Annotated in this window: 7 protein-coding genes and 1 pseudogene; 1 reads left to right on the top strand and 7 read right to left on the bottom strand. The window is 69.4% G+C overall.

All coding sequences use genetic code 11. The features are described from left to right. From Q0996_RS07320 to tsaE, 4 genes and pseudogenes are all read right to left on the bottom strand, one after another. A pseudogene (locus Q0996_RS07320) lies at positions 1-1534 on the bottom strand (double-strand break repair protein AddB); the annotation flags it as partial. 13 nt (positions 1535-1547) lie between these two features. After that, positions 1548-2273, bottom strand: a complete 726-nt coding sequence (locus Q0996_RS07315; RefSeq protein ID WP_299617183.1) for a nucleotidyltransferase family protein — start codon at positions 2271-2273, stop codon at positions 1548-1550. A 5-nt stretch (positions 2274-2278) separates the two neighbouring features. After that, positions 2279-3292 (bottom strand): aminoglycoside phosphotransferase family protein, encoded by a 1014-nt coding sequence (locus Q0996_RS07310; RefSeq protein WP_299617181.1) that lies wholly within the window; start codon positions 3290-3292, stop codon positions 2279-2281. Next, positions 3289-3801, bottom strand: a complete 513-nt coding sequence (gene tsaE, locus Q0996_RS07305; RefSeq protein WP_299617179.1) for a tRNA (adenosine(37)-N6)-threonylcarbamoyltransferase complex ATPase subunit type 1 TsaE — start codon at positions 3799-3801, stop codon at positions 3289-3291. The genes Q0996_RS07310 and tsaE overlap by 4 nt, the downstream gene beginning before the upstream one ends. 148 nt (positions 3802-3949) lie before the next feature. Between tsaE and Q0996_RS07300 the strand changes: the two genes are divergently transcribed. Beyond that, on the top strand, positions 3950-4978 hold the full coding sequence (locus Q0996_RS07300) for an NAD(P)/FAD-dependent oxidoreductase (RefSeq protein ID WP_299617177.1): 1029 nt from the start codon (positions 3950-3952) through the stop codon (positions 4976-4978). Between the two features lie 248 nt (positions 4979-5226). Here the strand turns inward: Q0996_RS07300 and Q0996_RS07295 are convergent, their stop codons facing one another. The 3 genes from Q0996_RS07295 to ptsP form a co-directional block, all read right to left on the bottom strand. Continuing rightward, the gene (locus Q0996_RS07295; protein ID WP_299617175.1) at positions 5227-7596 is read right to left on the bottom strand and encodes an ATP-binding protein; all 2370 of its coding nucleotides are present in this window, start codon (positions 7594-7596) and stop codon (positions 5227-5229) included. Positions 7597-8022: 426 nt separating this feature from the next. Next, on the bottom strand, positions 8023-9423 hold the full coding sequence (gene ahcY, locus Q0996_RS07290) for an adenosylhomocysteinase (protein ID WP_299617173.1): 1401 nt from the start codon (positions 9421-9423) through the stop codon (positions 8023-8025). Positions 9424-9665: 242 nt separating this feature from the next. Then, positions 9666-10938 (bottom strand): phosphoenolpyruvate--protein phosphotransferase (gene ptsP / locus Q0996_RS07285; protein WP_299617171.1); only part of this gene is annotated, 1273 nt, incomplete at its 5' end.

Below are 10938 nucleotides of genomic sequence, written 5' to 3'. Positions count from 1 at the left end.
CCAGATCCGCCAGGGCGGCCTGGCGCTGCGCCATGACATCGGCCAGAGGATTGAGGCGCTGCGCCAGTCTGTCGAACCAATCCAGAAGGTCGTCCTCGGTCCCGCTTGCCGTGAGGGCCCGGCGCAACCCATCCAGGCCCGGCGCCGGGCGCGCGCCGCGCAAGACCGCCAACTCCAGGGCCCGGACCTGGCGGCGGAAGGCGGCGGGCACCAGGCCGCCGGCGGCCAGCGGGTGCTTCAGGGCCGCCAGCAGCGGCACCGGCGCCAGCCCCTCGGCAACCGCCTGGGCGATCAGCCGCAGGAACACCCCCGGCGGCGTCGCCACCAGGGCGGTGCCGGCGGAATCGTCGACGGCCACCTGCCAGCGCTGCAGGTTGACCGCGACCCGGCGGGCCAGATCCCGGTCCGGAGTCACCAGGGCCGCCGTCCGGCCCGGCTCCGCCACCGTCCGGCGCAGGATCAGGGCGATGACCAGCGCCTCCTCCGCCGGATCGGCGCAGTCGATGCGGGCGACGTCGGCCAGGGCCTCGCGGAAGGCATCCTTCTCGCTCGGCGGCAGCGGCTCATGCCAGCGCGCCGTGCCACCCGGCGGACGCAGGGCCATGTCGGCGAAGCGTGCCCTGGCGGCGCTGGTCTCAGCCGGGCCTACCGTGTGCCAGGGGCGCACTGCCTCGCGCGCCAGGCCCAGACGGTTCAGCAACTGGGCCAGCCCGAACTGGGGATGGGCCGGGTCCCCTCGGATCTCGGACCAGATCTCGGCGTCGCTCTCCTGATCCAGGCCCGGCAGGACGACGGCTCCCTGGGGCAGCCCGGCCACCACCGCCAGCAGTTCGGCGGTGGCGGGGATGGAGCCGGTGGAGCCGGCGGCGATCACCGGTGCCGCCGGCGGATCGCGGCGCCAGGCCTCGGCCTGCAGTTCGGCCAGACGCCGGCGCCGCGCCGCCGGCCCCATGGCGCCCAGGCCCTGCTCGATGGCCGGCCATTGCTCGGTCACGATGCTCAGGAACTCGAGAGTGATCTGCCAGTGGGCGGCATAGTCCTCGGGCACCAGGCCGGCCAGGGCGGCAAAATCCAGGCCTTCGGTTTCGACCTGGTCCAGCAGCCGCGCCAGCTCGGCGGCCAGGCGAATGGCCTGGTCCTCGTTGATGGCGGCGAGGCCGCTGTCGGCCGCCAGAGCGCGGCTGTGGGTCTGGATGCAGGCGGCCAGCAGAAGCTGGCGCTGCAAAGCGGTCATGGCCGGCGGCAAGGCCGCGCCGCCCCCGCCCAGGCCCTCGGCGCTACCGTCGAACAGCAGCTCCTCCGGGTCGAGATCGCCCAGGGGCAGCATGCGCGGCAGCAGCAGGGGGCGCCCGCCGGAGCAGCGCAGGAAGGCCGCCTGCAGCGCGCGGGCCGCCCGCCGGGTGGGCAGCAGTAGGGTGGCACCGGCCATCCCCTGCGCCGCGCCGCCATAGCGTTCGAGCAGCCCCCGGGCCAGAACGTCGACAAAGGACTGCCCGGCCGGAATGGTGAAGACGGCGGGGCTGGTCGCGGTCATGGGCGGCGGCTGGCTATGTCTGCGTCGATGAGGGGCCGAAGCGGTGCAACGCGTCCTCGGCCTCGCGCAGGCTTTCCGGCGTGCCGATGTGATACCACTCGCCGTCGTGGCGAATGCCCCAGAGCCGCTCGGCCTCCTGCGCCTTGTCGTAGAGCTTGTTCAGGGAGAAGGATCCCTCCGGCGCGCCCTCGAAGAGCCGCGGGTGAAGGATCTGGATGCCGGCGAAAATGAAGGGGGCGACCTCGCGCTCACGCCGGCGGCGCAGGCGGCCTTCCGGATTCATGACGTAGTCGCCGACGCCTTCGTACCCCAGGGTGAGGGCGCTGGGATGCAGCAGCAGCAGGGCGTCCATCTTGTCCGCGTCCCAGGCGGCGGCCAGGCGTTCCAGCCCCGGGGTCTGGCCGTCGAGCCAGCAGACGTCGCCGTTGAGCGCGAAGAAGGGATCGTCGCCCAGCAGGGGCAGCGCCTTGCGGACACCGCCACCGGTCTCAAGACGCTCGCTCTCCCGGGAGAATTCCACGGCCGGGGCCCGGCGGCCGTTGAGGTGCCGCTCGATCATCTCGCCGAGATAGTGAAGGTTGATGACCACCCGCTCGACGCCGGCATCGCTCAGGCGGTCGAGAATGGTGTCCAGCATCGGCGTGCCGTGGACCGGCACCAGAGGCTTGGGAAGGCTGTCGGTGATCGGGCGCATCCGTTCGCCCAAGCCCGCGGCCAGGATCATCGCTGTCTTCGGCATGCTGGTCACGACGCCGCTCTCTCCTCGGGAACTGATCGCATCTCGGGCGGAAGGGCGCGTTCGAACCAATCGCGCAAGGGGGCCAGCGCCGGATGGGCGAGATCGCCCTCCAAGAGACGCCAAACACGGGGAATCAAGGGAAGATAGTGAGGCTTGCCGTCGCGCCGGCAGAGGCGCGTGAAGTTGCCGATGATCTTGGTATTGCGCTGGGCGCCGAGCGCCGCGTAGGACGCCGCGAAAGCCTCCCCGTCCAGATCGTCGAAGGCCGCGCGGTAGCGCGCCAGCATCTCCGCCGCCAGATCCGGCGAGACGTCGCGGCGGGCGTCCTCCAGAAGGGAAACCAGATCGTAGGTGACCGGGCCGAAGACCGCGTCCTGAAAGTCCAGGAGGCCGCAGCGCGCGACGCCTTCGCGCGCCTCCAGATCTATCAGATTGTCGACATGGTAGTCGCGCAGCACCAGGCTGTGGGGCACCGCCGTCATGATGGGGATGACATCGCGCCAAGCCTGCTCAAAGGACTCGCGCAGCGGGGCCGGCGCCTCCCGCCCGGTGACGGCGGGCAGGTACCAGTCGATGAAGCGGGTGACCTCCTCCATCAGCAGGTCGCCTTCGTAGTCGGGCAGTCCGGCACGCTCCGCGGCGGGCCAGCGCCGGTGCAGTGCGATGAGGGTGTCGACCGCCAGGCGGTAGAGCCCAGCCTCGTCGGCACCGTCGCGCAGGGCGCGGGTGAAGGTGCGGTCGCCGAAGTCCTCCAGCAGCAGGAACCCGGCGTCGCGATCCATGGCCAGTGGGCGCGGCGCACTGAGATTCAGGTCTCGCAGCAGACCGGCGATGTGGCCGAAGACGGAGACGTCCTTCTCCGGCGGCGGCGCGTCCATCAGCACCGCGGACTCGCCGGCCCGGTTCAGGCGGTCGTAGCGGCGGAAGGAGGCATCGGCGGTGAGGACCCGGCGCTCCGCCTCGCCCCAACCGGCCTCTGCCAGAAAGCGCAGACAACGGTCTTCGCGTGCCGCAGTCATGGCCGCAGCTCCGCGAGACGCGATTGCCAATCGCCGCCCCCCTGCAACGTGGCCCGTCGGCCGCCACTGGACATCGGGCCATCCCCGTCCTGGTAGGCGAGAGTGACGTCGAGGCGGTCCGCCGGCAGCAGCGCACCCATGCGCTCCGGCCACTCGATGAGGCTGATACCTTCGGCGAGGGCCTCCTCAATGCCCAGTTCGAAGACCTCCTCCGGATCTTCGATGCGGTAGAGATCGAAATGCCAGACATCGGCCGGGCGGCGCGGATAGCACTGCAGCAATGTAAAGGTGGGGCTCGGCACCTCTTCGCGGTCCGAGCCTTCAGGGCCGGGCAGGGCCCGGATCAGCGCACGGGCCAGGGTGGTCTTGCCGGCCCCGAGATCGCCGTGCAGGGCCACCACGTCGCCGCGGCGCAGCAGCCCCGCCAGGCGGCAGCCCAGGGCTTCGCTGTCGGCCGGCGCCGGAAGCTCGATCTCGAGGCAGGGGAGGGTCGGAGTCGCGGTGGTCATCGAGCGCTTTTTACCCAGCCAGCCCGCCGGCGGCAACCGTCGCCCCGGACCGCCCGCGGGCCTTGCGCGCGAGCCTTGTCAAGGCGCCCCGCGCTCGCCATCTTAGCCGGCAGCCGCCCTGTCCCCCCGGCTTTCCCAGGAGACTTCCTTGCCCGCCGAACCTCAGACAACCGATGTCGCGATCATTGGCGCCGGCCCCGTCGGCCTCTTCGCCGTGTTCGAGTGCGGCATGCTGAAGATGCGCTGCCATGTGGTCGACAGCCTGGCGGTGATCGGCGGTCAGTGCGCGGCGCTCTACCCGGAAAAGCCGATCTACGACATTCCCGGCTATCCCAAGGTGATGGCGCAGGAACTCATCGACCGCCTGACGGAACAGGCCGCGCCCTTCGAGCCGGTCTACCACCTGGACCAGCAGGTCACCGGCCTGCAGCGGAGCGAGGCCGGGCGCTGGCGGCTGACCACCGCCAAGGGCACCGAGATCGACGCCGCGGCGGTGATGATCGCCGCCGGCTGCGGCGCCTTCGGCCCCAACCGGCCGCCCCTGACGGGGATCGAGGATTACGAGGGCAGCGCCGTCCACTATCTGGTGCAGCGGCGCGAGGCCTTTCGCGGCAAGCGCATCGTCATTGCCGGCGGCGGCGACTCGGCGGTCGACTGGGCGCTCTCCCTCGCCGAGCTGGCGGCCAAGATCCATGTCGTCCACCGCCGCCCGAAGTTCCGCGCGGCGCCGGACTCCGTCGAACGCCTGCACCGCCTGGCGGAGACCGACAAACTGGACCTGGTCATCCCCTATCAGCTCGCCGGACTGACCGGCGCCGGGGGCGTGCTGAGCTCGGTGGAGGTGGCCGACCTGGAGGGCCAAGTGAAGTCCCTGCCGGCGGATATTCTGCTGCCCTTCTTCGGGCTCTCCATGAACCTGGGGCCCATCGCCGACTGGGGCCTCAACCTGGACCATCACCACATCACCGTGGCGCCCGCAACCAGCGAGACCAACGCGCCGGGCATCTTCGCCATCGGCGACATCGCCAGCTACCCGGGCAAGCTGAAGCTGATCCTTTCCGGCTTTTCCGAGGCGGCCATGGCGGCCCACGCCATCCGCCCGCTGATCTATCCCGACGAAGAGCTGCACTGGGAATACTCCACCACCAAGGGCCTGCCCACCCCGGCGGAGCCCTGAGAGCTTGGCCCGAGATCAAGCCCTATCCGTCAGCGGGCTCCCACCCTCCGACCCCCCATATCGTCATTGCCGGACTTGTTCCGGCAATCCATCAAGGTCCGGGTCTCGCTCTCTCCATGGACCCTCGGGACAAGCCCGAGGGTGACGATGTAGAAAGGGATGGCGCCCACAAGTCATTGAAATAGTGATTTATTTCAAACTAAACTCTGAGGCTCCTCGGCGTTTGCCGGCGCCGGCCCACTCCGCCCTCAGGCGACGTCGCGGGGCAGTTCCTTGCCGTGGCTGGCGATGGGGACGTGGCAGACCACCCGGGTGCCGCCGCCGACCTCGGAATCCAGGATGATGCGGCCGCCGTGCAGCTCGATCAGGCTCTTGACCAGGGAGAGCCCGAGGCCGACGCCGGCCTGGCGGTTGTCGCGGGACCCGCGCTCGAACTTGCCGAAGACCCGTTCCTGGTCCTCCTCGGGAATGCCGATGCCGGTATCGGTGACCTCCAGCAGCATCTCCCCGTCCCGGCGCCGCGCGGCGATGGTGACCACGCCGCCTTCCTTGGTGAACTTCAGGGCGTTGGAGAGCAGGTTGAAGAGGGCCTGACGCAGGCGCCGCCCGTCGGCCAGCAACTCGCCCATGTCCTTGGGGCAATCCAGGCGCAGGTCGATGCTGCGGCTGTGGGCGCGTTCGCGGCCCAGGGTGAAGATCGATTCCAGAAGCTGGTAGACGTCGGTGGGCTGCAGGTCGAGCTGCAGGTAGCCGGCCTCGATGGAGGCCAGATCCAGAATGTCGTTGATCAGCGCGATGAGCTGCTGCGACGACTTGACGATGGCATGGCTGTATTCGAGCTGACGTTCGTTCAGCTCCCCGAAGAACTGGTTCTCCAGCACCTCGGCGAAGCCGATGATGGCGTTGAGCGGCGTGCGCAGCTCGTAGGAGATGTTGGCGATGAACTCGGACTTCAGGCGGTCCGCCGTCTCCAGGGCCTCGTTGCGTTCGATGAGCGCGCGTTCGACGCGGATGGTGTCGGTCACGTCGATAAAGCTGAACAGCACGCCGCCGTCGGGCAGCGGCACCTGCGCCCAGTCGATGGCGGCCCCGTCCGAGCGCTCGTGGCGCCCGCTGCGCACATCCGGCTCCGTGGTACGGGCGACCACCCGGGCGGCAAAGCCGTCCCAGTCCTCGTCTTCGATGGCGAAGAGCGCGCGGGCCTGGGGCAGCACGTCGCGCACATGGGGCTCGCCGCGCAGGAAATCCGGGTCCAGGTCCCAGATCCGGCAGAGCCCGGGATTGAACAGCTTCAGCCGCCCGTCGGCGCCGTAGACCGCCACCCCTTCGTGGAGGTTGTCGATGGTCTCGCGCTGCACCTCGGTCAGGGTGTTGTAGCTGCGCTCCAGCGCCAGGCGGTCGGTGACGTCCTCGTAGGACATGAGGATGCCGCCGAAGGGATGGGGGGTCACCACCATGCGCAGGGTCGAGCCGTCGGGCAGGTGGACCAGTTCCTCTTCCTGGGCGATCAGGGTGGCGTACTTCTGCAGGACCTCGCGCTTGTAGGCCGGGAAGTTCGGATACTCGGGGAAGCGCCGCCGCTCCCGCAGGGCCTCCAGCACATCGCCGAGATGGGGGTTGCTCTGCAGGAAGCCTTCGTCGATGTCCCACAGCCGGGCATAGGCGTTGTTGGCGAACATCAGGCGCAGGTCGCGGCCGTAGATGGCGATGGCGGTGGAGAGGTTCTCCAGCATCTCCGACTGGACGCGGATGTAGCGGCCCAGTTCGGCCTGAACCTCCTCCAGGCGCGTCCGGTCGATGGCAAAGCCCAGGGTCGCTGTGTCGCCGAACGGCAGCTCGCAGATCTCCATCAGGCGGCGGGCGCCGTCGATCACCACGTGGTGGGTCTCGCTGCTGGCTTCGCCGCCGCTGCGGGCCTGTTCGGCCAGGGCCCGGGCCGCCGAACGCTTGGCCTTTCCGAGGAACTCCGCCTGCTGGTCGACGGCTTCGGCGACCTCGCAGTCGACGGCCTCGGCATAGGCCCGGTTGCAGTCGGTCAGCGTGCCGTCCGCGTCCCTCACCCAGAGCGCCAGGGGCAGGGCGTCGACCATGGCCCGCATCTGCCTGGCTCGGGCCTTCAGGGCCGCTTCCTTGCGTGCCGTCTCCGTCACGTCTTCGAGCCAGACGATCGGAGCCGGCGGGGGCGCAGCGGCCTTCGCGCCTTCGGTTTGGCCGGCGCACAGCCGCAGCACCCGCGCCGGCTCGCGCAGGCGCACTCTCAGGTCAAAGGGCGTTCCCTGGTCCTGCAAGGCGTTCACGGCCATGTCGAGGCGGGAGCGGGAGGCCTCTTCCAGGCGTTCCTGAAGCTGCGGCAGCCCCAGCGGTCCCGAGGCCTCGAGGCCCAGCAGGCCGGCAAGGGCCACGGTATCCTGCTCGGCCGCTTCGTCCTGCGCGCCGATTCGCAGCCGCGGCCAGGGGGAAGAGGCGAGTTCCGCCGCAAGGGCGGCGGCGCGCCGCTCGGCCTCGCGGGCCTGCCGTTCGGTGGCTTCCAGGCGGAGCCGATTGCTGCGCAAGGCCCAGAGACTGGCGCTCAGCGCCACCAGGGAGATTCCCACCAGGGCGAGCCAGAGCAGGTCCATGGCCTCAGCCGATGCCCCGGCGGCGCGGCAAGCCCGATGGCCCGGTCCCTGCCGAATCCCCTCCGGTCCGGATGCGCCGCCTAGCTGTCGTGGGCCCTATCACGGCGGAGAGTCTAAGCCGAAGCTTGGAGAGCGGCAAGGCAGGGCTTCGCCGCCGCCGGGCGGCCCGGCGGTGGCAGGGTCTCAGAGTCAGGCTCGAAAGGAAGGGTGCGATTCCAATGGCATGCCAAGACCATCCGCTTCCTCATCGTCACCCTCGGGCTTGTCCCGAGGGTCCATGGAAAGACCGAGACCCGGACCTCGATGGATTGCCGGAACAAGTCCGGCAATGACGGTGTGGGAGGCCGAACCAGGCGAACCCTTTGACCGATAAGGTTTCATATTCGGTCGGGCCGCCAATCAGACCCGCCGGTTCCTAGCGGCCGATCAGTAGCGGTAGTGTTCCGGCTTGTGGGGGCCGTCGACGTTGACGCCGATGTAGTCGGCCTGCTTCTGGGACAGCTTGGTGAGGGTCGCTCCCACCTTCTCCAGGTGCAGGGCGGCGACCTTCTCGTCGAGATGCTTGGGCAGCACGGCCACGGTCTTGCCGTAAGCCTCGGCGTTGGACCAGAGCTCCATCTGGGCCAGCACCTGGTTGGTGAAGGAGGCGCTCATGACGAAGCTCGGGTGGCCCGTGGCCACGCCCAGGTTCACCAGCCGGCCCTCGGCCAGCAGGATGATCTTCTTGCCGTCCGGGAACTCGATCTGGTCGACCTGGGGCTTGGTGTTGTCCCACTTGTAGTTGCGCAGGGCGCCGACCTGGATCTCGGAATCGAAGTGGCCGATGTTGCAGACGATGGCCCGGTCCTTCATATCGCGCATGTGGTCGACGGTGATGACGTCGACGTTGCCGGTGGCGGTGACGAAGATGTCGGCCTGGGGGGCAGCCTGCTCCATGGTCACCACCTCGTAGCCCTCCATCGCCGCCTGCAGGGCGCAGATGGGATCGGCCTCGGTGACCACCACCCGGCAGCCGGCCGAGCGCAGGGATTCGGCCGAGCCCTTGCCGACATCGCCGAAACCGGCGACGGCGGCGACCTTGCCGGCCATCATCACGTCGGTGCCGCGGCGGATGGCGTCCACCAGGCTCTCACGGCAGCCGTACTTGTTGTCGAACTTCGACTTGGTCACCGAGTCGTTCACGTTGATGGCGGGGAACTGCAGGGTACCGGCCTTCTGCATCTCGTAGAGCCGGTGCACGCCGGTGGTGGTCTCCTCGGTCACCCCGCGGATCGCCTCGCCGAGCTTGGAATACCAGCCCGGCTTCTCGGCGACGCGCTTCTTGATGGCGGCGAAGAGCGCCTCCTCCTCGTCGTTGGTCGGGTTGCCGACCACCGAGAGGTCCTGCTCCGCCTTTATGCCGAGGTGGATCAAGAGGGTCGCATCGCCGCCGTCGTCGAGGATCATGTTGGGCGTGCCGCCGTCGGACCATTCGAAGATGCGGTGGGTGAACTCCCAGTATTCCTCCAGGCTCTCGCCCTTGAAGGCGAAGACCGGGGTGCCGGAGGCGGCAATCGCCGCGGCGGCGTGGTCCTGGGTCGAAAAGACGTTGCAGGAGGCCCAGCGCACCTCGGCGCCCAGCGCCTGCAGGGTTTCGATCAAGGCCGCCGTCTGGATGGTCATGTGCAGCGAGCCGGCGATGCGCGCGCCCTTCAGGGGCTGCGCCTGGCCGAACTCTTCGCGCAGGGCCATGAGGCCCGGCATCTCGGTCTCGGCAATGTCCAACTCCTTGCGGCCCCAGTCCGCCAGCGAGATGTCAGCCACATGGTAGTCGGTGAAATCGGCCATGCCGTCCATCCTCTTGAATCCTTGTCGTCTGCGACCCTTGGGTCTGCTTCGATCCTTGGCCTGAAAGCCTGCCGCGTCCAAAGCCGCGGCCGCTGCGGGCCGTCTGGCTCCGTTCGCACAAGGACGCGGCCATCCTCGGCGCAGGTGCCGGCAAACCGTTCCCACAGGAAACGGCGCGGCTCATGTATCAGCGAATGGGAGCCACCGCAAGGCCGCCGGGCCGGAACTGCGCCGAGACCGCCTCAGGCGCCAGCAGCGTTGAAGTCGTCGACCAGCATGGCGATGCGCCCGCTGTCCACCTGATCCATGATCATGCGCGCCCGACGGCCCGCCGCCTGCATATCCAGGCCGAGAATACGGCTCTTGACCCGGGGAATGGCCTTGGCAGACATCGAAAGCTCGCGCACGCCGAGCCCCACCAGAAGCGCGGTAAAGCGCGGGTCGCCGGCCATCTCGCCGCAGACGGATACCGGGATCCGTGCCCGCAGGGCCGCCTCCACGGAGAACTGGATGAGCCGCAGGACGGCGGGGTGCAGGGGATTGTAGAGATAGGCCACCTGTTCCTCGCCGCGGTCGATGGCCAGGGTGTACATGGTGAGATCGTTGGTGCCGATGGCAAAGAAGTCGCAGCTCTGCGCCAGGGAGTCCGCCGCCAGGGCGGCCCCCGGAACCTCGATCATCACCCCCAGGGGCGGCAGCGGGTCGGCGATGGCGACCCCGCGGCGGCGCAGGCGGCGAGCGGTCTTGTCCAGCTCCTTGCGCACGGCGGCCACCTCGGCGGGCGAGGAAATCATCGGCAGCAGGATCCGCAGGGGCCCATGGACGCCGGCCCGCAGCATGGCCGCGAGCTGGGTGCGCAACAGCTTGGGTTCCTTGAGCGACAGCCGGATGGCGCGCAGGCCGAGCGCCGGGTTCTGGGACTCGCCCAGATGGTCGCCCAGGGAGGAGGCCAGCTTCTCGCCGCCGACGTCGAGGGTGCGGACTGTCACCGGGCGGCCCTGCATGGCGCCGACGATCTCCGCCAGGGCGGCGTACTGCTCGTCCTCGCCGGGCAGATCGTCGCGGTTCATGTAGAGGAACTCGGTGCGCAGCAGCCCGACGCCCTCGGCGCCCACCAGCGCCGCCTGTGGCACCTCCCGGGGCAGCTCCAGATTGACGTCCAGGGTGACCCGCTGGCCGTCGCGGGTCTCGGCCGGGATGTCCCTGAGGCGCGCCAGCGAGCGTGCCTCCCGGGCCATGTCCTTGAGGCGACGCTGATAGGCGCTGAGGCGCCGGGCCGTGGGGTTGCGGATGACCAGGCCGTTGCTGCCGTCGACGATCAGCATGTCGCCGCTCTTGATGGTGGGAATGAGGCCGGCCACGCCGAGCACCGCCGGCAGGCCGAGAGAGCGGGCCATGATCGCCGTATGGCCCTCGGCGCCACCCAGCAGACAGGCAAAGCCGGCGATCTCCTGGGGGTCCATCAGCGCCGTGTCCGCCGGCGAGATCTCCTCGGCGATCACGATGCTGTTCTTT

The organism is Pelagibius sp., assembly GCF_028289705.1.
GTDB lineage: Bacteria > Pseudomonadota > Alphaproteobacteria > Kiloniellales > Kiloniellaceae > Pelagibius.
The sequence above is the reverse complement of the archived record's forward strand: the minus strand, read 5'-3'. Positions and strand labels throughout refer to the sequence as shown.

Excerpts from the sequence above, each read along its gene's own strand:
- Q0996_RS07315 (WP_299617183.1), bottom strand. The coding sequence starts at position 2,273 with ATGCCGAAGACAGCGATGATCCTGGCCGCGGGCTTGGGCGAACGGATG.
- Q0996_RS07310 (WP_299617181.1), bottom strand. The coding sequence starts at position 3,292 with ATGACTGCGGCACGCGAAGACCGTTGTCTGCGCTTTCTGGCAGAGGCC.
- tsaE (WP_299617179.1), bottom strand. The coding sequence starts at position 3,801 with ATGACCACCGCGACTCCGACCCTCCCCTGCCTCGAGATCGAGCTTCCG.
- Q0996_RS07295 (WP_299617175.1), bottom strand. The coding sequence starts at position 7,596 with ATGGACCTGCTCTGGCTCGCCCTGGTGGGAATCTCCCTGGTGGCGCTG.
- ahcY (WP_299617173.1), bottom strand. The coding sequence starts at position 9,423 with ATGGCCGATTTCACCGACTACCATGTGGCTGACATCTCGCTGGCGGAC.